The 23,589-nt window shown below is 71.0% G+C and carries 19 protein-coding genes and 1 pseudogene; 10 read left to right on the forward strand and 10 right to left on the reverse strand.

The window, feature by feature from the left end; translation table 11 throughout:
• Window positions 1–83: 83 nt before the first annotated feature.
• The 6 genes and pseudogenes from M1E25_RS04890 to M1E25_RS04915 all read left to right on the forward strand — a co-directional run.
• Window positions 84–1,109 (forward strand): TetR/AcrR family transcriptional regulator C-terminal domain-containing protein, encoded by a 1,026-nt coding sequence (locus M1E25_RS04890; RefSeq protein WP_251410100.1) that lies wholly within the window; start codon window positions 84–86, stop codon window positions 1,107–1,109.
• A 305-nt stretch (window positions 1,110–1,414) separates the two neighbouring features.
• Entirely contained in the window at window positions 1,415–3,265 is a 1,851-nt protein-coding gene (locus M1E25_RS04895) for a gamma-glutamyltransferase family protein (RefSeq protein ID WP_251410103.1), read from the forward strand.
• An 80-nt stretch (window positions 3,266–3,345) separates the two neighbouring features.
• The gene (locus tag M1E25_RS04900) at window positions 3,346–4,182 is read left to right on the forward strand and encodes an inositol monophosphatase family protein (protein ID WP_251410106.1); all 837 of its coding nucleotides are present in this window, start codon (window positions 3,346–3,348) and stop codon (window positions 4,180–4,182) included.
• 405 nt (window positions 4,183–4,587) lie between these two features.
• Window positions 4,588–6,009: a phytoene desaturase family protein gene (locus M1E25_RS04905; RefSeq protein WP_251410109.1), complete on the forward strand. Its 1,422-nt coding sequence runs from the start codon at window positions 4,588–4,590 to the stop codon at window positions 6,007–6,009.
• A 155-nt stretch (window positions 6,010–6,164) separates the two neighbouring features.
• Window positions 6,165–7,634, forward strand: coding sequence for an AlkA N-terminal domain-containing protein (locus tag M1E25_RS04910; RefSeq protein ID WP_251410113.1), 1,470 nt, complete (start codon window positions 6,165–6,167; stop codon window positions 7,632–7,634).
• 23 nt (window positions 7,635–7,657) lie between these two features.
• Window positions 7,658–8,158, forward strand: a pseudogene (locus tag M1E25_RS04915) (methylated-DNA--[protein]-cysteine S-methyltransferase); the annotation flags it as partial.
• Here M1E25_RS04915 and M1E25_RS04920 read toward each other — a convergent pair.
• Window positions 8,143–8,934, reverse strand: a complete 792-nt coding sequence (locus M1E25_RS04920) for an SIR2 family NAD-dependent protein deacylase (RefSeq protein WP_251410117.1) — start codon at window positions 8,932–8,934, stop codon at window positions 8,143–8,145. The pseudogene M1E25_RS04915 and the gene M1E25_RS04920 sit on opposite strands and share 16 nt — an antisense overlap.
• A gap of 180 nt (window positions 8,935–9,114) precedes the next feature.
• Here M1E25_RS04920 and M1E25_RS04925 point away from each other — a divergent pair, with 180 nt between their 5' ends.
• The gene (locus M1E25_RS04925) at window positions 9,115–10,260 is read left to right on the forward strand and encodes a glycerate kinase (RefSeq protein WP_251410176.1); all 1,146 of its coding nucleotides are present in this window, start codon (window positions 9,115–9,117) and stop codon (window positions 10,258–10,260) included.
• Between the two features lie 118 nt (window positions 10,261–10,378).
• Here the strand turns inward: M1E25_RS04925 and pssA are convergent, their stop codons facing one another.
• The 9 genes from pssA to M1E25_RS04970 all read right to left on the reverse strand — a co-directional run bounded on the left by pssA (window position 10,379) and on the right by M1E25_RS04970 (window position 21,287).
• Window positions 10,379–11,239 (reverse strand): CDP-diacylglycerol--serine O-phosphatidyltransferase, encoded by an 861-nt coding sequence (gene pssA / locus M1E25_RS04930; protein WP_251410121.1) that lies wholly within the window; start codon window positions 11,237–11,239, stop codon window positions 10,379–10,381.
• Complete coding sequence (locus M1E25_RS04935) at window positions 11,226–11,882, reverse strand: phosphatidylserine decarboxylase (protein ID WP_251410126.1); 657 nt, start codon at window positions 11,880–11,882, stop codon at window positions 11,226–11,228. The genes pssA and M1E25_RS04935 overlap by 14 nt, the downstream gene beginning before the upstream one ends.
• A 171-nt stretch (window positions 11,883–12,053) precedes the next feature.
• A complete protein-coding gene (locus M1E25_RS04940) occupies window positions 12,054–13,268 on the reverse strand; it encodes an acyl-CoA dehydrogenase family protein (RefSeq protein WP_251410128.1) in 1,215 nt (404 codons plus the stop codon).
• 14 nt (window positions 13,269–13,282) lie between these two features.
• Window positions 13,283–13,786, reverse strand: coding sequence for a MaoC family dehydratase (locus tag M1E25_RS04945; RefSeq protein WP_251410131.1), 504 nt, complete (start codon window positions 13,784–13,786; stop codon window positions 13,283–13,285).
• 16 nt (window positions 13,787–13,802) lie between these two features.
• Window positions 13,803–14,780: an HpcH/HpaI aldolase/citrate lyase family protein gene (locus M1E25_RS04950; RefSeq protein WP_251410134.1), complete on the reverse strand. Its 978-nt coding sequence runs from the start codon at window positions 14,778–14,780 to the stop codon at window positions 13,803–13,805.
• Window positions 14,777–16,810, reverse strand: a complete 2,034-nt coding sequence (locus M1E25_RS04955) for an ethylmalonyl-CoA mutase (protein ID WP_251410137.1) — start codon at window positions 16,808–16,810, stop codon at window positions 14,777–14,779. The genes M1E25_RS04950 and M1E25_RS04955 overlap by 4 nt, the downstream gene beginning before the upstream one ends.
• Window positions 16,811–16,822: 12 nt before the next feature.
• Window positions 16,823–18,160, reverse strand: a complete 1,338-nt coding sequence (gene ccrA, locus M1E25_RS04960; RefSeq protein ID WP_251410140.1) for a crotonyl-CoA carboxylase/reductase — start codon at window positions 18,158–18,160, stop codon at window positions 16,823–16,825.
• A gap of 357 nt (window positions 18,161–18,517) precedes the next feature.
• Complete coding sequence (locus M1E25_RS04965; protein WP_251410143.1) at window positions 18,518–19,339, reverse strand: TetR family transcriptional regulator; 822 nt, start codon at window positions 19,337–19,339, stop codon at window positions 18,518–18,520.
• Window positions 19,340–19,463: 124 nt separating this feature from the next.
• The gene (locus M1E25_RS04970; protein WP_251410146.1) at window positions 19,464–21,287 is read right to left on the reverse strand and encodes a 3-hydroxyacyl-CoA dehydrogenase family protein; all 1,824 of its coding nucleotides are present in this window, start codon (window positions 21,285–21,287) and stop codon (window positions 19,464–19,466) included.
• A gap of 603 nt (window positions 21,288–21,890) precedes the next feature.
• On the opposite strand from M1E25_RS04970, the gene M1E25_RS04975 reads away from it, so the two are divergent.
• The 3 genes from M1E25_RS04975 (at window position 21,891) to M1E25_RS04985 (ending at window position 23,471) form a co-directional block, all read left to right on the forward strand.
• Window positions 21,891–22,382, forward strand: coding sequence for a DUF2975 domain-containing protein (locus tag M1E25_RS04975; protein WP_251410148.1), 492 nt, complete (start codon window positions 21,891–21,893; stop codon window positions 22,380–22,382).
• Entirely contained in the window at window positions 22,382–22,603 is a 222-nt protein-coding gene (locus M1E25_RS04980; protein ID WP_251410151.1) for a helix-turn-helix domain-containing protein, read from the forward strand. Before M1E25_RS04975 ends, M1E25_RS04980 begins: the two co-directional genes overlap by 1 nt.
• Before the next feature lie 247 nt (window positions 22,604–22,850).
• Window positions 22,851–23,471, forward strand: coding sequence for a HEAT repeat domain-containing protein (locus tag M1E25_RS04985; RefSeq protein WP_251410153.1), 621 nt, complete (start codon window positions 22,851–22,853; stop codon window positions 23,469–23,471).
• Window positions 23,472–23,589: the final 118 nt, after the last annotated feature.

The following is a 23,589-nucleotide window of genomic DNA, read 5'->3' on the forward strand; positions in this document are numbered from 1 at the left end:
GCTCTGTACTAGGGCAGTTGTCCTCTGTGCGGCATCCCCGCCGATAGGCTCTGCACTAGTACAGGACAGGAAGGCGTGAAGGTATGACGAAGCTCACAAATGCGTCCGGTCGGCCGCCCTATCTGCGCATCGTTGCCGAGATCCGCCGCCGGATCGAGGACGGGGAACTGGGTCCTGGAGACCGGGTGCCCTCGACCCGCCGTATCGCCGGGGAGTGGGGTGTCGCGCTCGCCACCGCCACCAAGGCCCTGAGCACCCTTCGCCTCGAGGGGCTTGTCGAGACCCGCCCCCGAGTGGGCACCGTTGTCGCCGGATCCACTCCCGCAACGCAGCCCCGCAGGCAGATGCTGTCCGCTCCGTCCTCCGAGCAGGAGCTGACCCTCGATCGCATCGTCCGTACGGCCGTCGAGATCGCTGACACCGAAGGGCTGTCCGCCCTGTCCATGCGTGGCGTCGCGGCACGACTCGGCGTTGCCGCCATGTCGCCCTATCGGTACGTCCCCAGCAAGGACGACCTCGTCCTGCTGATGGCCGATGCCGCGTTCGGTGAAGAGACGTATCCCGCCGATGCGCCGGAGGGGTGGCGCTCCCGCATCGAGCTTGCCGCTCGGACCCTCTGGACCCTGTACCGCAGGCACCCGTGGTTGGCCCAACTCGGCTCTCTCAGCCGCCCGTTGCTCGTGCCCAATCTGATGCGTCACGGTGAACGGATGTTGAGTGCCCTCGACGGTCACGGCCTGGATCCCACCACCCTGTTCGACGCGTACGTCCTGATCTACAGCCATGTCCAGGGCCTGGCAGTGCATCTGGAATGGGAAGCACACGCCCAAGCCTCCACAGGACAGTCGGAAGACCAGTGGATGGACAGCCGGGCCCCCGTCCTGCGCGAACTGGCGCAGTCCGGCCGCTTCCCCACTTTCGCCAAGGTGCTGGCAGCCTTCGATGACGGCTATGACCTGTGTTTCGACGCGCTCTTCGAATCCGGGCTCACAGCACTTCTCGACGGCCTGACCCCCCTCGTCGAAGGCCGGGCTGCCATCAGGCGGTACTCCGACCGCACGCGTCGTCCCGCCGTCCCCGACCGGGCTGCGGATCGACCGGTTCGATGACGCGGGCGCCGTCGAAGCCGAAGCCGAAGCCGTGCATCTGAGCAGGTGCAGGCGGCGGGGGCTGAGCAGGCGATGTCGTTGTCGCGTGAACGATGCCGTGGACTGACGATGCGCGCACGGCGGGCATCCGGGGCGGAGCCGGAAGGCGTCCTCGCGAACGGGGGACCGAAGGTTCCGAGGGTTGCACGGCGGGATGCCCTGGTGACGGGCCGGGGAGGGACACGTACCCTCCGCCGTACGTGCGGCTCCTGCGGCAGCGGCGGCCGTACAGTCGCCGGACCGGCGCCCCACGGCGAGGAGCACGTATGTCCTTCACCACCCGCCCCACCCTCCAGGGCACCTTCGGCATGGTCTCCTCCACCCACTGGCTGGCCTCGCAGTCGGCCATGGCCGTGCTGGAGGACGGCGGCAACGCCTACGACGCGGCCGTCGCCGCCGCGTTCGTCCTGCACGTCGTCGAGCCGCACCTCAACGGCCCGGCCGGCGAGGTGCCGATCCTCATCGCCCCGGCCGGCGGGCCCGTCCAGGTCATCTGCGGTCAGGGCCCGGCCCCCGCCGGGGCGAGCATCGGCCACTACACCTCGCTCGGCCTGGGTCTCGTGCCCGGCACCGGTCCGCTCGCCGCCGCCGTCCCCGGTGCGTTCGACGCCTGGATGATGCTGCTGCGCGACCACGGCACCCGGCACCTCGCCGACGTGCTGAAGTACGCCATCGGCTACGCCGGAGCCGGCCACCCGCCGCTGGAAGGGGTGGCCGCCACCGTCGCGAGGGTCCGGGAGCTCTTCGAGACCGAGTGGACCGATTCGGCCGAGGTCTACCTGCCCGGTGGCGAACTCCCCGTCCCGGGACGGCTGTTCCGCAACCCTGCGCTCGCCCGTACCTGGCAGCGTCTCGTCGCCGAGGCCGAGAGAGCCGGCCCCGGGCGCGAGAGGCAGATCGACGCGGCCCGGACCATCTGGCGCGAAGGGTTCATCGCCGAGGCGCTCGGTGCGGCGGCGGCCCGCCCGGCGCTCGACACCTCGGGAAACCGCAACGCCGGCACGCTCAGCGGCGACGACATCGCGAACTGGTCCGCCACCTACGAGGCCCCGGCCCGCCACGACTGGAACGGCTGGACGGTCTGCAAACCCGGTCCGTGGAGCCAGGGCCCGGTGTTCCTCCAGCAGTTGGCCCTGCTGCCCGACGAACTCGCTTCCTGTGGGACCGCCGAGTACGTCCACACCCTCGTCGAGGGCACCAAGCTCGCCATGGCCGACCGCGAGGCCTGGTACGGCGACGCCGTGGACGTGCCGCTGGACGACCTGCTCTCCGCCGGCTACAACGCCGGCCGCCGTCGGCTCGTCGGGGACCGGGCCTCGCACGAGCTGCGCCCCGGCAGCCCGGGCGGCCGTACCCCGGTGCTCAGCGAACACGCCCGTGCCGTGGCCCGCGGCGACCGGCCCCGGGGCGGTGGATCCCTGCCCCAGGGAGCCGGTATCGGCGAACCGACCGTCGCCGACCACGCGACACCCGGCGACAACGGCGACGTGCAGGTCGCTGCGGACGGATCGACCCGCGGCGACACCTGCCACGTGGACGTCGTCGACCGTTGGGGCAACATGGTCTCCGCCACGCCCAGCGGCGGTTGGCTGCAGTCCAACCCGGTCGTCCCCGAACTCGGATTCCCGCTGGGCAGCCGGCTCCAGATGGCCTGGCTCGACCCCGGACTGCCCAACTCGCTCACCCCGGGCCGTCGCCCCCGGACCACACTCACGCCCTCGCTCGCGCTGCGCGACGGCGTACCGGTCATGGCCTTCGGCACGCCCGGGGGCGATCAGCAGGACCAGTGGCAGGTGCATTTCTTCCTGGCCCTGGTGTTGCGTGGGCCCGTGCGCGGCGGACTCGACCTGCAGGGCGCCATCGACGCTCCCAACTGGCACACGGAGAGCTTCCCGGGTTCGTTCTACCCCCGGGAGATGCGCCCCGGCGGCGTCACGGTCGAGTCCCGCATCGGCGCGGAGGTCATCGAGGGTCTGCGGGACCGAGGCCATGACGTCACCGTCGGTGCCACCTGGTCGGAGGGACGGCTGTGCGCGGTCGCCCGCGACCCGGAGACGGGCGTGCTGTCGGCGGGGGCGAATCCCCGGGCGATGCAGGGGTATGCGGTGGGTCGGTGACACCGGGAATTCATCCCTACGACCGCTCCGCATCACCGCGCCACAGCCCGCTGTCACTTCTGCGTGGTTCGGTGGGGGCCATGACCGGAGACCTGCACGTGGAGGACTGGACCAAGCTGGCGGCGGCAGTGGACGAGGCGGTGCGCCGGGCGGCCGCGGACGAGATCATGCCCCGCTTCCGGAAGCTCGCCCGGCACGAGGTGAGCGAGAAGAGTGGCCCGCAGGACCTGGTGACGGTCGCCGATCAGCTGGCCGAGGAGCGACTCACCGAGGAGTTGCGGGCCCTGCTGCCCGGTTCCGAGGTGGTCGGCGAGGAAGCCGTCTCCGCCGACGCCGGAGTCCTCGACGCCCTGCACGCAAGCGCCCCGGTGTGGATCGTCGACCCCGTCGACGGGACCCGGCAGTTCGTGCACGGCGATCCGGGATTCTCGACCCTGGTCACGCTGGCCCACCAGGGGCAGCTGCTCGCCTCGTGGACCTATGCGCCGGCGACCGGCAGCATGGCCGTCGCCCTGCGCGGCGCGGGTGCGCAGCTCGACGGGCGGCCGCTGCGCAGCGGCTCGCCGGCCGCTGGGGCCCCGCTGTCCGTCGCGACGTCGCACCCGGACTTCACCAGTGCGGTCGAGAAGCGTGCCTTCGCGAGGCTGGCCGTCGACGGTGTCGCCCCGCGGCCGTGCGGATCCGCGGGCCTGGAGTACCTGTACGTCGCGCAGGGCAAACTCGACGCCGTCGCCTTCGGCTGGGAGAACGCGTGGGACCACGCCGCCGGCCTGCTGCTGGTCGCCGAGGCCGGAGGAACGAGCGGCACCGTCGCGGGGGAGCCGTTCCGCATCGGCGGCGGCAACGCGCTGCCGTTCACCGCGGCCCGCGACGCCGCCACGGCACGGCGGATCCTGGATCTGCTGACGACCGGCTGACCGCGCCGGGCCCCGCCCGCGCGACAGCACCGGACCTGACGGGACGGCACCGGTCACGGCCGCCGTGCCGGTCGCAGCCCGGGTGTTCCGCAGGGTGGGCCCCGACGCCATTCACCAGGTCGTGACCTCCACCGTCGGCCTGCTGTCCTGCCAGATGCAGAACAGACGTACTCCCTCCCACCAGCCCGCCCGGCGCCCCGCCTCTCGCGCCGGGCGGTCGGCCCCGTGGCCCGCGGTCGCCGGTGAGCCGGAAGATCCCGGCCCGAGTGGGCAACAGAGATGTCCCGCCCCCGGCACATGCATATCCTGGGGGCCGGTGTCCGGGGCAGCACGCCCGCGGGCGACAGCCTGGGCCGATCACCGGCCGGGGGGAGGCTGGCCGTCGGTCGACGAAGGAGTACCGGAGTGCCGTCGATGTTCGATGCGGTCGTGGTGGGGGCCGGGCCCAACGGGCTGACCGCTGCTGTCGAACTCGCCCGTCGCGGATTCGCGGTGGCCCTGTACGAGGCTGCCGACACGGTCGGAGGCGGAGCCCGGACCGAAGAACTCACCCTGCCGGGCTTCCGGCACGACCCGTGTTCGGCCGTGCATCCGCTCGGTGTCGGCTCGCCGGCGTTCACGGCGATGCCGCTGGCCCGGTACGGGCTCGAGTGGCTGCACTCCGAACTGCCGATGGCCCACCCCTTCCCGGACGGCACCGCCGCCGTCCTGTCCCGTTCGGTCGGCGAGACCGCGATGTCCCTCGGCTCGGACGACGCCGGCACCTACCGCCGCCTGGTGGCTCCGTTCCTCGGCAAGTGGGACACGATGGCCACGGACTTCCTGCGCACCCAGTGGGACGGCTTCCCCCGCGACCCGGTGACCTACGCCCGCTACGGGCTGCTCGCCGCCCAGCCCGCAGCCCTGCTGGCCCGGCGCTTCCGCGGCGACAAGGCCAAGGGGATGGTCGCCGGGCTAGCAGCGCATGCCATCGCCCCCATGACCGGACTCGCCACCAGCGGTATCGGCCTGATCTTCGCACTTGCGGCGCACGCCGTCGGCTGGCCCGTGCCGCGCGGAGGCTCACAGGCGATCTCCGACGCGCTGGCCGGGTACCTCCAGGACCTGGGCGGGACGATCCACACCGGCGTCGAGGTCAAGCGGCTCGACGAACTCCCGCCCGCCCGCGCCTATGTCTTCGACACCTCGCCCACCGCCCTGGCCCGGATCGCCGGACTCGGCAGCGCCTATCGCGACTACCGGTACGGCCCCTCCGTCTTCAAGATCGACTATGCCCTGGACGGACCGGTGCCGTGGACGGCCGAGGCGGCGCGCCGTGCCGGAACGGTGCACGTCGGCCCCACCTACCGGGAGATCGACGGCGCGATGCGCGCGGCGGTCGGGGGCAGCGACCCGTCCGTGCCCTTCCTCATCACCGCACAGCCCAGCCTCGTCGACCCCGCCCGGGCACCGGAGGGCAAACACACTTACTGGGCCTACGGGCACGTGCCCAACGGCTGGGAGGGCGACGCGACCGACGTGGTGGAGCGGCAGATCGAACGTTTCGCACCGGGATTCCGCGACCTGGTGTTGGCACGCGCGGTCGCCGGACCACCCCAACTGGCCGCCCACAACGCCAACTACGTCGGCGGCGACATCGGCTGCGGCGCCTTCGCGGGGCTGCAGACGCTGATCCGACCGAAGCTGGGCCGCGTCCCGTACGAGACCGCGCACCCCGCCGTCTTCCTCTGCTCGTCCGCGACTCCGCCGGGGCCGGGGGTGCACGGGATGTCCGGTCACCACGCGGCCAAAGCGGTGTGGCGGCGGCTGCGGGCGGTCCGGTACTGACGCGCAGCCCGGCTGCAGGGCGCCGGCCTCGGAGGACCGACTCGCCCGGCGCAGCTCGAGACCGAGCGAAGAGGAGGTGGCGAAACAGCCGGTGAGCGCACTTCCATGTCGGATTTCCGCGAGTAATCCGGACCGCCGTGCCGGATGCTGGACGCATGCACACCGACATCGACAGGTGCGTACGCGCCGTTCAGTCCAAGGACGCGCGTTTCGACGGCTGGTTCTTCACCGCCGTCCTCACCACCGGGATCTACTGCCGGCCCAGCTGCCCGGTGCCCCCGCCCAAGCCCGAGAACATGCGGTTCTACCCCAGCGCGGCCGCCGCCCAGCAGTCCGGATTCCGAGCCTGCAAGCGCTGCCGGCCCGACGCCAGCCCCGGCTCGCCGCTGTGGAACGAACGCGCGGATCTCACCGCCCGGGCCATGAGGCTCATCGCCGACGGTGTCATCGACCGCGGCGGGGTCCCCGGTCTGGCCGCCGGACTCGGTTACAGCACCCGCCAGATCGAACGCCAGCTCCTCGCCGAACTCGGCGCCGGGCCCCTGGCACTCGCCCGTGCCCAGCGGGCCCAGACCGCGCGGCTGCTCATCGAGACCAGCGACCTGCCGATGGCCGACATCGCGTTCGCCGCCGGCTTCTCCAGCGTGCGCACCTTCAACGACACCGTCCGGGAGGTCTTCGCGCTCGCCCCGACCGAGCTGCGCCGCCGCGCCTCCGGCAGCCGTCCGTCGGCCACGGCCGGGACGTTGTCGCTGCGCCTGCCCTTCCGCGCCCCGCTGTGTCCCGACAATCTTTTCGGGCACCTGGTGGCGACCGCGGTCCCCGGCGTCGAGGAATGGCGGGGCGGTGCCTACCGGCGCACCCTGCGCCTGCCCTACGGCCACGGAGTGGTCGAGTTGCGCCCCCGCCCCGACCACATCGCCTGCCGCCTCTCGCTCACCGACCTGCGCGACCTCACCGGCGCCATCAGCCGCTGCCGCCGGCTCCTCGACCTCGACGCCGACCCGGTCGCCGTGGACGAGCAGCTCCGCGCGGATCCGGTGCTCGCCCCGCTCGTCGACAAGGCCCCCGGTCGACGGGTACCGAGAACCGTCGACGCCGCCGAGTTCGCCGTCCGCGCAGTACTGGGGCAGCAGGTGTCCACCGCGGCGGCCCGCACCCACGCTCACCGGCTCGTCCTCGCCCACGGAGAGCCGGTCGACGACCCGCAGGGCGGACTGACCCATCTGTTCCCCACCGCACAGGCCCTCACCGCCCTCGACCCGGAGAGCCTCGCGCTGCCCCGCAGCCGCCGCACCACCCTCACGACGATCACCGCGGCACTTGCCGACGACGGCCTCGGCCTCGACGCCGGCAGCGACTGGGCCCGGGCCCGCGCAAGGCTCGCCGCTCTGCCCGGCATCGGCCCCTGGACGGTCGACGTCATCGCCATGCGCGCCCTCGGCGACCCGGATGCTTTCGTGCCCACGGACCTCGGACTGCGGCGCGCAGCCCAGGAGTTGGGCCTGCCCGCCACCCCCGCGGCGCTCACCGCCCGCGCAGCCGCCTGGCGGCCCTGGCGCGCCTACGCCGTCCAGTACCTCTGGGCCACCGACGACCACCCGATCAACCTCATGCCCGTCTGACCACCCGACCGCAAGGACTGCCCATGCCCGCACGCACCCACACCGTTACCGACAGTCCCGTCGGCCCCCTCACCCTGGTGGCCACCGACGGAGTCCTTTCCGGCCTGTACATGGCCGAGCAACGCCATCGGCCGGCCCAGGAGTCGTTCGGCGATCCCGCGAGCGCCGGCTTCGAGGAGGTGGTCAGCCAGCTGGAGGCATACTTCGCAGGCGAGCTGACCGAGTTCGACGTTCCGCTGCGCCTCGACGGCACCCCGTTCCAGCAGCGCGTCTGGTCCGCGCTCCGCGACATCCCCTACGGCCGCACCCTCTCCTACGGCGGCCTTGCGGAGCTCCTCGGGAACCCGGGCGCGTCCCGGGCCGTCGGCCTCGCCAACGGCCGGAACCCCATCGGGATCATCGTTCCCTGCCACCGCGTCGTCGGCGCGAACGGCAGCCTCACCGGCTACGGCGGCGGCCTCGAACGCAAGCAGCGCCTTCTCGCGTTCGAGGCCGGGGCGGGTTCCGGTCAGCCGGGCCTGTTCGACGCCGATTCCTGCGAGAGCTCTGCGAGCTCCGCGAGCAGCGTGGGAAGCGCCGTCCCGATGGGTTCCCGGACCACCTCGTCCGCCTGATCGTCGTACGGCGTCGGCTCCGCGTTCACGATCACCAGTCGTGCCCCGTGCCCGGCCGCGATCCCGGCCAGGGACGCGGCCGGCTGGACCTGGAGGCTGGTGCCGACCGCGATGAAGACGTCGCAGGCCTTCGCCACGGCCAGGGCCTCGCCCAGCACCTCCCGGTCGAGCTGCTCGCCGAACATCACCGTCGCCGACTTCAGAATGCCCCCGCAGACGAGGCACTCCGGGTCCTCCTCACCTGCGGCCACCCGCTCCAGGGCCTCGGCCATCTCGGAGCGCGCTCGGCAGCAGGTGCACATCACGACGCGTGCCGTGCCGTGGAGTTCGAGGACCTTGCGCGCGGGCACTCCGGCCAACTGGTGCAGCCCGTCGACGTTCTGCGTGATCACCCGCACCGGAACACCCGCCCGCTCCAGATCGGCCAGCGCCCGGTGCGCCGCGTTCGGCTGCGCCCGCAGGGTCGGGCTCTCCCGCCGCATCCGCCAGGAGCGCCGGCGGATCTCCGGATCGCTCATGTAGTACTGATACGTCACCAGCTTCTCGGCCTCGGGATCGCGCCGCCACAGCCCGTTCGGCCCTCGGTAGTCGGGGATGCCCGAGTCCGTCGAGATGCCCGCACCGCTGAGCACGGCCACCAGGGGCTGCCGGGCGCCGTCCTGGCCCATCGGCTCACTGCTGTCCATGCGGGCGAGGGTACGCAGCCGACGCCGGCACAGCCATCCGATGGCCGTTCCTGAACACCGCGGGAAAGCTCCGGAGAGGGCGCTCGGGGCACCCGTCGGCAGTGATCGGACCTGCGGTTAGGGTCGTTGCCCGGGGGCGACTTCCGGTATCACAGCAAGGAGCCAGACGTGGCGGACTCAATGACCGACAGCGGACGTGTGCTGATCGCCGCGGACAAGTTCAAGGGCTCACTCACGGCGGTACAGGTCGCGGACCACCTGTCCGCGGGCATCCGCAGAACGGCGCCCGGGGCGCGGATCGAGGCCCTGCCCGTCGCCGACGGGGGAGACGGGACCGTGGACGCCGCCGTTGCCGCCGGGTTCGAGCGCCGCGAGGCGATCGTGACCGGGCCGTCGGGGGCGCCCGTCGCCGCGGCGTTCGCTCTGCGGGACATCACAGCGGTCGTCGAGATGGCCGAGGCGTCCGGGCTCCAGCGACTGCCCGGCGGGGTCCTGGTTCCGCTGACCGCTACCACCTACGGCACCGGCGAGCTGCTGCGCGCAGCACTGGACGCCGGGGCGCGCACCATCGTCTTCGGGGTCGGGGGCAGCGCGACGACCGACGGCGGCGCCGGCATGCTCACCGCGCTGGGTGCCCGGCTGCTCGACGCGGACGGCGAGCAGGTCGCCGAGGGCGGCGCCCCGCTGCGGGAGCTCGTCACCGCCGACCTGTCGGGCCTCGATCCGCGGATCGCCGTTACGCGCATCGTGCTGGCGAGCGACGTCGACAATCCGCTCACCGGGGAGAAGGGAGCCGCGGCGGTCTACGGGCCGCAGAAGGGCGCGAGCCCGGACGACGTCATGGTCCTGGACGCCGCTCTCGCACACTTCGCGCAGGTCCTGGAGCGGGCCGCCGGATCGCGCGCCGCCGAGGCGGTCGGTGCACCGGGCGCGGGTGCCGCGGGCGGCATCGGCTTCGGAGCGCTGGTGGGCCTGGGCGCCTCGTTCCGCCCGGGTATCGAGGTGCTTCTCGAGGTCCTCGGCTTCGCGGAGGCACTGGAGCGCGCCGATCTGGTGATCACCGGAGAGGGGTCGCTGGATGAGCAGACGCTGCACGGCAAGGCGCCCGCCGGAGTCGCGGCGGCGGCACGCGACCGGCGCAAGCGTGTGGTCGCCGTCTGCGGGCGGCTGGCCCTGGCGCGCAGGGCGCTGTACGGCGCCGGGATCGAACGGGCCTACGCCCTCACCGACCTGGAGCCGGACCCGGCCGTCTGCATGAAGAACGCCGGGCCGCTGCTGGAACGCCTGGGCGAGCGCCTCGCCGCTGAGCAGTTGGTCCGCCGCTGACGGGCGGCCCGCTTCCGCGAGGGGCAGGCCCCCAGCGTCTCGCTGTCCATGAAACGGAGAACGGTGAGGGCCCCCGAGCTTCGTGCTCGGGGGCCCTCACCGATGTGAGTACTGCGGGTTACGGCGTCTGAGCCGCCCGCGCCTCGCGACGGTGGTCGCGGATCGCGTGCACGCGCCGCGCCGTGGCGAAGAGGGGGATGACCGCGCCCAGCACGAGCTGGAGCGCGCAGCCGGTCTGCAGCAGCAGCTGCCCGCCGGGGGCATCGAAGGCCCAGGCCATCAGCATGCCCATGCTGGACACGATCCAGGCGAGCATCGCCACGGCGAGCCGTCCGCGCGGCTTCGGGTACTCGATCCGGCTCACCATGAGCCAGGCGACGCCTATGATCGCCAGCAGCGTCGGCAGGAACGGCAGCTCCAGCAGCACGATCGAGACGACCGTGAGCGCGCCGAACGGACCCGGCATGCCCTGGAAGATCCCGTCGCGCAGGGTGACGCACGAGAACCGCGCAAGCCGGAGCACCACCGCCAGCAGCACCACGACGGCCGCCACCACGGAGACCCGCTGGTGTGCGTCGTCGGCGACCATGCCCCAGGTCACCACGAAGAACGCGGGCGCCAGGCCGAAGCTGATCAGGTCGGACAGGTTGTCGAGCTCCGCCCCCATCGCCGAGCTGCGCAGCTTGCGGGCCACGAGACCGTCGAAGAGGTCGAAGACCGAGGCGAGCAGCATGAGGATCACCGCGGTGGCGGCGCTGTGCCGGGCCATGCCGCCGTCGTCGCTGCCCGTCAGATGCGGGATGAGGACGCCGGTGGTGGTGAAGTACACCGCCATGAATCCGCAGGTCGCGTTGCCCAGGGTGAGGGTGTCGGCTATCGACAGACGGGTGGACAGGGGCATGTCGTCCATATCGTCTGTCATGTCCGCCTCGGCCTCAGGGACCCAGGCTGCCTGGGTGTCCGGATCAATCACGGTCAAGTCGAGTCACCCCCGCTGTCGTCACCTGGCCGACCTCCACGTCGGCCTCGATGCCCTCGGGGAGGTAGACGTCGACGCGTGAACCGAACCGGATGAGACCGATCCGCTCGCCCTGCTCCACCTTGGTTCCCTGCGGCACGTAGGGCACGATGCGCCGGGCCACGGCGCCGGCGATCTGGACCATTTCGACGTCACCGATCTCGGTGTCGAAGTGCCAGACAACCCGCTCGTTGTTCTCGCTCTCCTTGTTGAACGCCGGAACGAAACCGCCGGGGATGTGCTCGACGGACGTCACCGTGCCGGCCAGCGGCGCGCGGTTGACGTGAACGTTCAGCGGACTCATGAAGATCGCGACCCGGGTCCGTCCGTCCTTCCACGGCATGATGCTCTGCACCACTCCGTCGGCGGGGGAGATGACCCGTCCCTGAGCGATCTCGCGCTCGGGGTCGCGGAAGAACCACAGCATGCCTGCCGCCAGGGCGGTGGCGGGCACGGCAGCCGTCGCCCAGCGCCCGGAGCGCCGGGCGCGGGCGAGGCTGATGGCCGCGGTTGCCACGGTCGGGAGGAGCCACGGCGATGCTCCGCGCGCGAGGCGTACGCCGACTCGGCTGTCGCGTGGTGCAGAGGTTTGGCTGTGGGGCATGGATGACCTTCGTAGCGGATGAGGCCGCACTGCGCTGGGGGAGACGGCGGCTTTTCCGTCGATGCTATCGGTTGCGGACGGCAACTGGGCAAGCCAGCAGCCGAGTCGATGGCCGAACAGCGGTGACGGCGTGTGATCTTCTTCTCGAAGGAATCGGCCCCAAGGCGGCATTCACCCCTGGAACCGGTACTCCTCGAGCAGTCGGCGGCCAATGATCATTTTCTGAATCTCGGCGGTTCCTTCACCGATGAGCAGCATCGGTGCCTCGCGGTAGAGGCGCTCGATCTCGTACTCCTTGGAGAACCCGTACCCGCCATGGATGCGGAAGGCGTCCTCGACGACCTCTTTGCAGTATTCCGAGGCCAGGTATTTGGCCATCCCGGCCTCGAGGTCGTTGCGCTCTCCGGAGTCCTTCTTGCGTGCTGCGTTGACCATCATGGCATGGGCGGCCTCGACCTTGGTAGCCATCTCGGCCAGTTTGAACTGGATCGCCTGGTGCTGGGCGATCGGCTTGCCGAACGTCTGGCGCTGCTGCGCGTAGGCCACACCCAGCTCGAAGGCGCGCTGCGCGACGCCGCAGCCACGTGCGGCGACGTTGACCCGGCCCACCTCGACGCCGTCCATCATGTGGTAAAAGCCACGTCCGGTGACCCCGCCGAGCACGCGATCGGCAGGGACCCGCAGCCCATCCATGATCAACTCGGTGGTGTCGACGCCCTTGTAGCCCATCTTCTCGATCTTGCCCGGGATGGTGAGGCCGGGCTTGACCTCGCCGAATCCGGGCTCCTTCTCGACCAGGAAGGTGGTCATGGACTTGTGCGGCCTGGCCGTCGCCTCCTCGGGCGACATGCCCTCGTCGGTGCGGGTCAGCACGGCCACCAGCGTGGACGAGCCGCCGTTGGTCAGCCACATCTTCTGGCCGTTGAGGACGTACCCGTCGCCGTCCTTCACGCCCTTGGAGCTGATCGCGGAGACATCGGAGCCCAGCGCCGGCTCCGACATGGAGAAGGCGCCGCGGACGTCACCTGTCGCCATTTTTGGCAGGAAATAGTCCTTCTGTTCCTGCGTTCCGTGCTGCTTGAGCATGTACGCAACGATGAAGTGCGTGTTGATGATGCCCGAGACGCTCATCCAGCCGCGGGCGATCTCCTCCACGCACAGGGCGTACGTCAGCAGCGATTCGCCGAGGCCCCCGTACTCCTCGGGAATCATCAGGCCGAACAGGCCGAGTTCCTTGAGGCCCTCGACGATCTCGGTCGGGTACTCGTCCCGGTGCTCGAGTTCCGTGGCGACCGGCAGGATCTCCTTGTCGACGAATCCGCGCACGGTGGCGAGGATCTCCTGCTGGATCTCGGTCAGCCCATGGGTCTGCGCAAGACGGCTCATCTCTCGTTCTCCCTCTACGCGTCCGGCTCCGGGCGGCCGGGCTGCTCGCCGCCGCGCTCCTTGATGTACGTGGCCGTCGGGACCATCACCTTGCGCCGGAAGACGCAGACGAGGGTGCCGTCCTGCTTGTAGCCCTTGGTCTCGACGTGAACGATCCCGCGGTCCGACTTGGACCGCGACGGCGTCTTGTCCAGCACCGTCGTCTCGCCGTAGACCGTGTCGCCGTGGAAGGTCGGCGCCACGTGCCGCAGCGACTCGATCTCCAGGTTGGCGATCGCCTTGCCGGAGACGTCCGGCACGGACATACCGAGCAGCAGCGAGTAGATGTAGTTGCCCACCACCACGTTCCTGCCGAAGTCCGTCGTCCTCTCGGCGTAGTTGCTGTCCATGTGCAGCGGGTGGTGGTTCATGGTGAGGAGGCAGAAGAGGTGGTCGTCGTACTCGGTGACCGTCTTCCCGGGCCAGTGCTTGTAGACCGCCCCGACCTCGAACTCCTCGTAGGTGCGTCCGAACTGCATCGCGCTCTGGGCTCCCTTATCCGGCGGGGATCTCGAACTTGCTGGTACGGGTCATGCCGGCGGCACGGCCCTTGCCCGCGACGACGAGGGCCATCTTGCGGCTCGCCTCGTCGATCATCTCGTCCCCGAGCATCGCCGAGCCCTTCTTGCCGCCCTCCTCCGACGTGCACCACTCGTACGCGTCGAGGATCAGCTCCGCGTGGTCGTAGTCCTCCTGGGAGGGCGAGAAGACCTCGTTCGCCGCCTCGACCTGGCCGGGGTGCAGCACCCACTTGCCGTCGAACCCGAGCGCCGCGGCGCGGTCGGCGACCGCACGGAAGCCGTCCACGTTCTTGATCTGCAGGTAGGGGCCGTCGATTGCCTGGAGGTCGTTGGCGCGGGCGGCCATCAGGATCTTCATCAGGATGTAGTGGTAGGCGTCCGCCGGGTAGCCGGGCGGCTGCTCGCCGACGACCAGCGACTTCATGTTGATCGACGCCATGAAGTCGGCGGGGCCGAAAATGATCGTCTCGGTGCGCTGGGACGCCTGGGCGATCTCGTTGACGTTGTTCAGGCCCTGGGCGTTCTCGATCTGCGCCTCGATGCCGATCCGGCCGACCTCGAAGCCCATCGTCTTCTCGATCTGGGTGAGCAGCAGGTCCAGCGCGATGACCTGCTGGGCGTCCTGCACCTTCGGCAGCATGATGCAGTCGAGGTTCGGGCCCGCGCCCTCCACGACGGTCACGACGTCGCGGTAGGTCCACTCCGTGGTCCAGTCGTTGACCCGGACGACCCGCGTCTTGCCGGTCCAGTCGCCCTCGTTGAGGAACTTGACGATGGTGTGCCGCGCCTCGGGCTTGGCCAGCGGCGCGCACGCGTCCTCGAGGTCCAGGAAGACCTGGTCGGCGGCGAGGCCCTGCGCCTTTTCCAGGAAGCGCGGGTTGCTGCCCGGCACCGCGAGGCAGGAGCGGCGCGGACGCAGCCGGTTCACGGGGGCGGCGGGAGTCTCGGTCATGCGGGGACCTCCAGTGGGTCGAGCTTGTTCGCTTTCCGGATCTCGTCGACGATACGGCCGATGATCTCCGTGATGCCGAAGTCCTTCGGGGTGAAGACGGCGGCCACGCCCGCCTCGCGCAGTGCGAGGGCATCCGCGGTCGGGATGATGCCGCCCACGATCACCGGGATGTCCTCGGCTCCGGTGCTGCGCAGCCGGTCCAGGACGTCCGGGACGAGTTCGGCGTGCGATCCGGAGAGGATCGACAGGCCGACGCAGTGCACGTCCTCGGCGACGGCGGCCGAGACGATCTGTTCCGGGGTCAGCCGGATGCCCTGGTAGACCACTTCGAAGCCGGCGTCGCGGGCGCGGACGGCAATCTGCTCGGCGCCGTTGCTGTGCCCGTCGAGGCCGGGCTTGCCGACCAGCAGTCGCAGCTTGCCGCAGCCCAGTTCCTTCGCGGTGCGGTCCGCCTTCTCGCGGACCTCGGCGAGCGGCGTGCCGGCCTCGGCCGCGACGGCCACCGGTGCGCTGCTGACCCCGGTGGGGGCCCGGAACTCGCCGAACACGTCGCGCAGCGCCCAGGCCCATTCGCCGGTGGTGACACCGGCGCGAGCGCATTCGACGGTGGCCGCGAACAGATTGGCGTCACCGGCCGCGGCGGCCTTGAGCGCGGACAGCGCGTCCAGGGCGCGGGGCTCGTCACGGTTGTCCCGCCACTGGTGCAGGGCCGTGACGACCCGGGCCTCGTTCTCCGGGTCGACCGTCATGATCGCCGTGTCGAGGTCGGCGGTCAGCGGGTTCGGCTCGGTCGACTCGTAGCAGTTGACGCCGACGATCTTCTCCTCGCCGGCCTCGATCCGGGCCCGCCGCTCGGCGTGCGAGGAGACCAGCTGCGACTTGAGGTAGCCGGACTCGACGGCGGCCATCGCGCCGCCCATCTCCTGGATCCGGTCGATCTCCGCCAGCGACTCCTCGACGAGCGCCTCGACCTCGGCCTCGATCACGTGGGATCCGGCGAAGATGTCGTCGTACTCCAGCAGGTCGCTCTCATGGGCCAGGACCTGCTGGATGCGCAGCGACCACTGCTGGTCCCACGGCCGCGGCAGACCCAGCGCCTCGTTCCAGGCCGGGAGCTGGACGGCGCGGGCGCGCGCGTCCTTGGAGAGCGTGACGGCCAGCATCTCGAGGACGATGCGCTGGACGTTGTTCTCCGGCTGGGCCTCGGTCAGGCCGAGGGAGTTGACCTGGACGCCGTAGCGGAACCGGCGCTGCTTGGGGTTCTCGACGCCGTAGCGCTCCCGGGTGACCTTCTCCCAGATGCGGCCGAAGGCGCGCATCTTGCACATCTCCTCGACGAAGCGCACGCCCGCATTCACGAAGAAGGAGATCCGGGCCACCACGTCGCCGAACTTCTCCGGCGGCACCTGCCCGGAGTCGCGTACGGCGTCCAGGACCGCGATGGCCGTGGACATCGCGTAGGCGATCTCCTGCACCGGCGTGGCCCCGGCCTCCTGCAGGTGGTAGCTGCAGATGTTGATCGGGTTCCACTTGGGGATGTTCGCCACCGTGTACGTGATCATGTCGGTGGTCAGGCGGAGGCTCGGCCCGGGCGGGAAGACGTGCGTCCCCCGGGAGAGGTACTCCTTGACGATGTCGTTCTGGGTGGTGCCGGACAGCTTGGTGGTGTCGGCGCCCTGCTCCTCGGCGACCACCTGGTACAGCGCCAGCAGCCACATGGCGGTGGCGTTGATGGTCATCGAGGTGTTCATCTGCTCCAGGGGGATGTCCTGGAACAGCCGGCGCATGTCACCGAGGTGGGAGACCGGGACCCCGACCCGGCCGACCTCGCCGCGGGCGAGGATGTGGTCGGGGTCGTATCCGGTCTGCGTCGGCAGGTCGAACGCCACCGAGAGCCCGGTCTGGCCCTTGGCGAGATTGCGCCGGTACAGCTCGTTGGAGGCCTCGGCGGTGGAGTGCCCGGCGTACGTCCGCATCAGCCACGGACGGTCCTTGGTGCCGCGCTCGCTCGCGGCCTGACGCTCGGTCATGGCTGCCGTCTCTCAGACGTTCCTGAAGCGGTTGATGGCGTCGATGTGCTGGGCGCGCTTCTCCTCGTCGCGCACTCCCATGCCCTCCTCGGGGGCCAGCGCGAGCACGCCGACCTTGCCCTGGTGGAGGTTGCGGTGCACGTCGTAGGCCGCCTGGCCGGTGTCCTCCAGGCTGTACGTCTTCGACAGCGTGGGGTGGATCTTGCCCTTGGCGATCAGGCGGTTGGCCTCCCACGCCTCGCGGTAGTTCGCGAAGTGCGAGCCGACGATGCGCTTCAGCGACATCCACAGGTAGCGGTTGTCGTACTCGTGGTTGTAGCCGGAGGTGGAGGCGCAGGTGACGATGGTGCCGCCCTTGCGGGTGACGTACACCGAGGCGCCGAAGGTCTCGCGGCCCGGGTGCTCGAAGACGATGTCGACGTCCTCGCCGCCGGTGAGTTCACGGATGCGCTTGCCGAAGCGCTTCCACTCGCGCGGGTCCTGGTTGTGCTCGTCCTTCCAGAACTTGTAGCCCTCGGCCTTGCGGTCGATGATCGCCTCGGCGCCCATCTTCCGGCATATCTCGGCCTTGTCCTCGCTGGAGACGACGCAGATCGGGTTGGCGCCGCCGGCCAGGGCGAACTGGGTGGCGTAGGACCCGAGGCCGCCACTGGCGCCCCAGATCAGCACGTTGTCGCCCTGCTTCATGCCGGCGCCGTTGCCGGAGACCAGCTGCCGGTAGGCGGTCGAGTTGACCAGGCCCGGGGCGGCTGCCTCCTCCCAGCTCAGGTGCTTCGGCTTGGGCATGAGCTGGTTCGACTTGACCAGGGCGATCTCGGCGAGGCCACCGAAGTTGGTCTCGAAGCCCCAGATGCGCTGCTCCGGGTCGAGCATCGTGTCGTTGTGGCCGTCCGCGGACTCGAGCTCCACCGACAGGCAGTGCGCGACGACCTCGTCACCGGGGTGCCAGGCGTTGACGCCCGGGCCGGTGCGCAGGACCACGCCGGCGAGGTCGGAGCCGATGATGTGGTACGGCAGGTCGTGCCGCTTGGTGAGCGGCGAGAGCTTGCCGTACCGCTCGAGGAACGCGAACGTCGAGACCGGCTCGAAGATCGAGGTCCAGACCGAGTTGTAGTTCACGGAGCTGGCCATGACGGCGACAAGAGCCTCGCCGGGACCGAGTTCGGGAACCGGCACGTGGTCGAGGTGGAGCGACTTGCGCGGGTCCTTGTCGCGGCTGGCGATGCCGTCGAACATCTCCGCGTCGTCCTTGTGCACCGTCACGGCACGGTAGGACTCGGGCAGGGACAGGTTCGCGAAGTCTTCGGCGCTGGTGTCCGACGCGAGGATCGCGTCCAGGATTTCGTTCACTGGGGGCCTCCGGCGAAGCGTTCGGGGACGCTTGAGGGAACGCTGGGGTCTGGGTCTGTGGGCGCGGTGCCGTCGGTTCGGCGGGTGGTGCTGATGGCGGCGCGGGTGGCGCGGAGTGCCTGTGACGCAGGCGTCCGGGCGCGCAGGTGATGCGTGGGACAGCCCAGGGACGGAAGGTCTCCGCACCCGGGTCACCCGGACACCTTCAAGGTATGGCACCGCGTGCCACTCTGCAAGACACTGCGTGCCAACAATTTCTCTCACTTGTCATTCGTGCGGCACGTATGAGCAACAGAAAGCCGCGTCGACCCGGCTGGGTCGACGCGGCCGTCGCCGTGAGTGACAGTTCGCGTTCGCTCAGTTCTTGTGGAGTGCCTGCTCGATCGTGCGCATGACCTCGCCCAGCGGGGCGTCCGTGCGGGCCACGGCCACCAGCACCTCGCCCCGGGTGGACGCCGTGGCGGCGGGCGTACGGCCGACCGGGGGCCGGCCCGCGCCGATGCCGGTGCCGAAGGTGTCCCGCACGATCGCAAAGGCATGGTCGAGCTGCGCCTCCACGTCGCCCTGTCCGCCGCCTCGCAGCCAGCGCCGCAGCACATGGTTGTGCGCGGTGACGACGGCCGACGCGGCGACCTCGGCCAGCAGCGGATCGTCGCCGTCGTCGTGGTCGGTGGCCTCGTCGAAGTGCCCGAGCAGATAGCGCGTGAACAGCCGCTCGTACCGGGCGACCGAGGCGATCTCCCGCTCCCGCAGCGTGGGCACCTCACGGGTCAGCCGGTAGCGCTCCACGGAGACGGCGGGGGAGGCCGCGTACATCCGCATGACCTCCTTGATCCCCCGGCAGACCGTGTCCAGCGGGTGCTCATGGGCGGGGGCCGCGTCGAGGACCGCCTCCGCGCGCACGAGCGTGTCGTCATGGTCCGGGAAGATCGCCTCTTCCTTGGAACGGAAGTGCCGGAAGAAGGTCCGGCGGGCGACGCCGGCGGCCGCGGCGATCTCGTCGACCGTGGTCGCCTCGTACCCCTTCGTGGCGAAGAGCTCCATCGCAGCGGCCGCCAACTCGCGGCGCATCTTCAGCCGTTGGGCCGCCGCCCGGCGACTGCTGGGACTCTCCCCGCCCTCGGCCGCCCGGTTCCCGGCCGGCTGTGGCGAACGCGTGGATTTGAGGGGCTGGGCCATGTGGGGAACGTAACACGGCGTGTCGTCCTCGTGCCGGGGCGGACGGCCCGGGCCTCCGCGGCCCGGCGCCGCCACGGGGTCGAGCAGCCCGCCCCAGCCGGCTCCGCTCTCGGGAATCCGCGGCTCAGGCCTTCGCATACTCACGGAAGCCGCGTCCGGTCTTGCGGCCGAGGCATCCCGCGGCGACCAGATGCTCGAGCAGCGGCGCGGGTGCCAGCCCGGGGTCCCGGAACTCACGGTGCAGCACCTGCTCGATGGCCAGTGAGACGTCCAGGCCGACCACGTCGAGCAGCTCGAACGGGCCCATCGGATACCCGCCGCCGAGCTTCATCGCGGCGTCGATGTCATCGAGCGTCGCGTAGTGCTGCTCGACCATCTTCACGGCGTTGTTCAGATACGGGAACAGCAGGGCGTTGACGATGAACCCGGCCCGGTCGCCGCAGTCCACCGGGTGCTTCCGGATCCGGCTGCACACCTCGCGGACCGTCGCGTGGACGTCGTCGGCCGTCAGCACCGTGCGCACCACCTCGACCAGCTTCATCGCCGGAGCGGGGTTGAAGAAGTGCATGCCGATCACGTCCTGCGGGCGCGAGGTCGCGCGGGCGCAGGCGACGACGGGGAGCGACGACGTGGTGGTGGCGAGCACCGCACCCGGCTTGCAGACCTTGTCGAGCGCCGCGAAAAGCTGCTGCTTGACCGCCAGGTCCTCCGCCACCGCCTCGACCGCGAGATCGACGTCGGCGAAGGCGTCGAGGGAACCGGCCGGGGTGATCCGGGCCAGCGCCTCGTCGCGGGCCTCCTCGGTCATGCGCCCCTTGCTCACCGAGCGGCCGAGGGACTTGGTGATGCGGGCCTTGGCGGAGTCGGCCTTCTCCTGGCTGCGGGCCGCGATAACCACGTCGAGGCCCGCCTTGGCGAACACCTCGGCGATCCCGCTCGCCATCGTCCCGGAACCGGCCACGCCGACCGCGCGCACCGGACGCCCGGCGGCCGCGCCGGCGGCGGACGCGGGGGTCTCCGCGTCCCCGACCACGGTGGCGGAACCCGGCGCCTCGTAGGTGTAGAAGCCGCGGCCCGCCTTGCGGCCGGTCAGCCCGGCCTCGCTGAGCTGCTTGAGGATCGGTGCGGGGGCGCTGAGCCGGTCGTGGGAGGCCGCGTACATGGCCTCCAGGACGGTCCGCGCGGTGTCGATGCCGATCAGGTCGAGCAGGGCGAGAGGGCCCATGGGCAGCCCGCAGCCCAGCTTCATCGCCGCGTCGATGTCCTCGCGCGAGGCGTACTTGGCCTCGTACATCGCCGCCGCCTGGTTCAGGTAGCCGAACAGGAGCCCGTCGGCGACGAAGCCCGGCCGGTCGCCGACCGCCACCGGTTCCTTGCCCAGTTCCCGGGCGAGCGCCGTGACGGCCTCGACCGCGGCCGGTGAGGTCAGCACCGAGGACACGATCTCGACCAGCTTCATGGCGGGCGCGGGGTTGAAGAAGTGCATGCCGAGGACCCGTTCGGGCCGGGTGGCCTCGGCGGCCAGCCGGGTCACCGACAGCGCGTTGGTGCCGGTCGCCAGGATGGTGTCGGGGCGCACCACGGCCTCCAGGGCGGAGAGCACCTCGTGCTTGAGTTCGTAGTTCTCCGGGACGACCTCGATCACCAGATCGGCGTCGGCGGCGGCCCGCAGCTCGGAGAACGTCCGGAAGCGGGCGAGCACGTCCCGACGCTCCCGTTCGGAGATGCGGTCTCGTGAGACGGCACGGGACGTGGACTGCTCGAGTGCGGTGACGGCCTGACGGGCGACGGCGTCGCTGATGTCGATGCCGATGACCTCATGGCCCGCGCGGGCGAGGATCTCGGCGATGCCGGCGCCCATCGTGCCCAGGCCGACGACGGCCACGGTCTGCAACGGGTGGGCTGCGGAGGAGGGGGCGGGACTGATCGGAGCTGGGGTACGGACCATCGCGAGACTCCAGAGACGGCTCCCCGGAAAGAGGCGGGGAGGTGACGACCGATGGATGAGCCGGGGGCGCGAACGGGCGCGCACGGCCCAGGGGTTGGCTTCGTGCGGGCAGCGCTGCCCGGAAGGTGCGGCGGGTCCTGTCCCGGGACCACGCCATGCTGCGTACCGAACCGACGTCACTCGCGGCGGCTGCGTCACCAAGCCACCGTGAGTCGAGTCGCAGCCGCGGTCTGCGGCTACGAACTCCTGCGTCGAGGGTAACCGGTGGGTAACCAGCGCGCCAGATCTCCGCACATGTGATCTGCGCCGCCCGCAATCGAGCGGACCGCGATTCCGCTCCACCCGGGCCCCGGGCGGGTCCCGCAGGGCCGGAGCCCGGGGCTGCGCGACGGGCGCGCTCCGATGCGTGCGCCGGCGGCGTTCTCCGCAGCCGGCCCGCCCCCGCGGAATCCGGGTGGCCGAGGTCGATGCAAGAGCGCGCGGTGGAAAGCGGCGCCGGGATGACGGAGTGACGGCACGTCCTCCCTGTCCTCCCACCCCAGCCCTTGTCCAATCTATCGATATTCGATAGATTTCCATCGCAACTCGATGGAAGGACCGGCTATGGGAAAGCTGACAGTGGGTGCGCTGCGCGTCGTGCTCGTGGTGGTGCTCGCCGGCACCGTGTTCGTGCAGGCCGGGATGGCGTGGGCGTTGGTGAGCGGGAGCGACCCGGAGGACGGATCGCTCCCGCTGACCCCGCTGCGCCTGATCACGATCCTGGGCATGGTGACGGTCCAGGTCGCCCTGGTCTGCGTATGGCGGCTGGTGACGATGGTGCGACGCGGAACGGTGTTCTCCCACGCCGCCTTCCGGTACGTGGACGTCGTGATCGGTGCGATCGTGGCGGCTGCCCTCCTGTGGTTCGCGGTCACGGTCCTCAACGCGCCGGGCCAGCGGGCCGACCCGGGCGTCACCGTCATCATGGGCGGGGTGGGCGTGGCCATCCTGGGAGTCGCGCTCATCGTGCTCGTGCTGCGGATGCTGCTCGCCCAGGCCGTCGCGCGCGACGGCGAAGCGGCACAGATGCAGGCCGAGTTGGACGAGGTGATCTGATGCCGATCACCGTCGACATCGACGTGATGCTGGCCAGGCGGAAGATGTCCGTGGGCGAACTCGCGGACCAGGTGGGGATCACGCCCGCCAACCTGGCGGTACTCAAGAACGGCCGCGCCAAGGCGGTGCGCTTCGCGACGCTCGCCGCGCTCTGCGAGGTGCTCAAGTGCCAGCCGGGCGACCTGCTGCGCTGGGAGGCCGAGGACACCGCGGGCGTATGACGTGTCCCGGGCGGGCGTGAGAACGCCGGGCACCCACCGGCCGTGACGGCCCCGGCTCCTCTTCTCGGTCCCGTCGGCCGGCGGCCGTGGAACGGGGTGCCTGGTAGGCCGGCGACGTCGGGGACCAGGGCGCCCTTGCGCTTCCGGGCGGCGGCACTCCCACGGAGATCAAGCCTTGCCGGTGATGCGGGAGGCCGCCGCCTGCTCCGTAATAGTGTGACCGGGAGCGAGGGGGAGGAGAGGCGCCATGAGTGAAAGCGGCACCGTCCAGCAGGAGTTCGACGCGTTGGCGGAGCGGGTGCGCCCCGAGATCGTCGGACCGGAGGCGGCCGTCGCCCATGCAGGTGTGACGACGGGCAGGCCGTGGACCACGGCGGAGGGCCGGGAGCGCCTGGCCCGCATCCTGACCGAACCCGCCCAGCCGTTGGGCCTGCGGGAGCTCGCCGCCTTCGGCCTCGGCTGTGCGGGGGACCGCAGGGCGTTCGAGACCCTGGTCCTCCTGCTCAACCACCGGGACCCGGCCCGCTGTGCGAGCGCCGCGAGCGCCCTGGCCCGGCTCGGCGATCCGCGGACGATGCGGGCGGCCGCGGCGCTGGCGACCAATCCGCTGCGGACCGCGTACGCGCTGCACCCCGTCCGGTTGCTCACCGGACTCCGGGAGCCGGAATCGGTGCCGGCGCTCATCGCGACGCTGGAACGCCTGCTGGCGCCGACCGACCCGCACTGGCGGATCGCGCTGGCATGCGTGGAAGGCCTCGGGGAACTCGGGGACGACAGGGCGGTCCCGGTACTGACCGCGGCCCGCGACCATCCGCGGCTCTCCGAGGCGGCCGGAAGCGCGCTCGCGCAACTGGGCGTTCCGGTCTGACGGTTGCCCGTGACGGCCGGCCGGTGGGCACGCCCCCGGTTGGGAATGAGCCCGCAGTCCACCCGTCCGGAGGTGAGGGAGTTGCCGGTGTCCAACAGGTTCATCCCACACTCCTTGC

Source organism: Streptomyces meridianus (assembly GCF_023703325.1).
Classification (GTDB): domain Bacteria; phylum Actinomycetota; class Actinomycetes; order Streptomycetales; family Streptomycetaceae; genus Streptomyces; species Streptomyces meridianus.

Coding starts and splice junctions, on each gene's coding strand:
- M1E25_RS04890 (WP_251410100.1), top strand. CDS start 84: ATGACGAAGCTCACAAATGCGTCCGGTCGGCCGCCCTATCTGCGCATC.
- M1E25_RS04895 (WP_251410103.1), top strand. CDS start 1,415: ATGTCCTTCACCACCCGCCCCACCCTCCAGGGCACCTTCGGCATGGTC.
- M1E25_RS04900 (WP_251410106.1), top strand. CDS start 3,346: ATGACCGGAGACCTGCACGTGGAGGACTGGACCAAGCTGGCGGCGGCA.
- M1E25_RS04910 (WP_251410113.1), top strand. CDS start 6,165: ATGCACACCGACATCGACAGGTGCGTACGCGCCGTTCAGTCCAAGGAC.
- M1E25_RS04920 (WP_251410117.1), bottom strand. CDS start 8,934: ATGGACAGCAGTGAGCCGATGGGCCAGGACGGCGCCCGGCAGCCCCTG.
- M1E25_RS04925 (WP_251410176.1), top strand. CDS start 9,115: ATGACCGACAGCGGACGTGTGCTGATCGCCGCGGACAAGTTCAAGGGC.
- M1E25_RS04935 (WP_251410126.1), bottom strand. CDS start 11,882: ATGCCCCACAGCCAAACCTCTGCACCACGCGACAGCCGAGTCGGCGTA.
- M1E25_RS04940 (WP_251410128.1), bottom strand. CDS start 13,268: ATGAGCCGTCTTGCGCAGACCCATGGGCTGACCGAGATCCAGCAGGAG.
- M1E25_RS04945 (WP_251410131.1), bottom strand. CDS start 13,786: ATGCAGTTCGGACGCACCTACGAGGAGTTCGAGGTCGGGGCGGTCTAC.
- M1E25_RS04950 (WP_251410134.1), bottom strand. CDS start 14,780: ATGACCGAGACTCCCGCCGCCCCCGTGAACCGGCTGCGTCCGCGCCGC.
- M1E25_RS04955 (WP_251410137.1), bottom strand. CDS start 16,810: ATGACCGAGCGTCAGGCCGCGAGCGAGCGCGGCACCAAGGACCGTCCG.
- M1E25_RS04965 (WP_251410143.1), bottom strand. CDS start 19,339: ATGGCCCAGCCCCTCAAATCCACGCGTTCGCCACAGCCGGCCGGGAAC.
- M1E25_RS04970 (WP_251410146.1), bottom strand. CDS start 21,287: ATGGTCCGTACCCCAGCTCCGATCAGTCCCGCCCCCTCCTCCGCAGCC.
- M1E25_RS04975 (WP_251410148.1), top strand. CDS start 21,891: ATGGGAAAGCTGACAGTGGGTGCGCTGCGCGTCGTGCTCGTGGTGGTG.
- M1E25_RS04980 (WP_251410151.1), top strand. CDS start 22,382: ATGCCGATCACCGTCGACATCGACGTGATGCTGGCCAGGCGGAAGATG.
- M1E25_RS04985 (WP_251410153.1), top strand. CDS start 22,851: ATGAGTGAAAGCGGCACCGTCCAGCAGGAGTTCGACGCGTTGGCGGAG.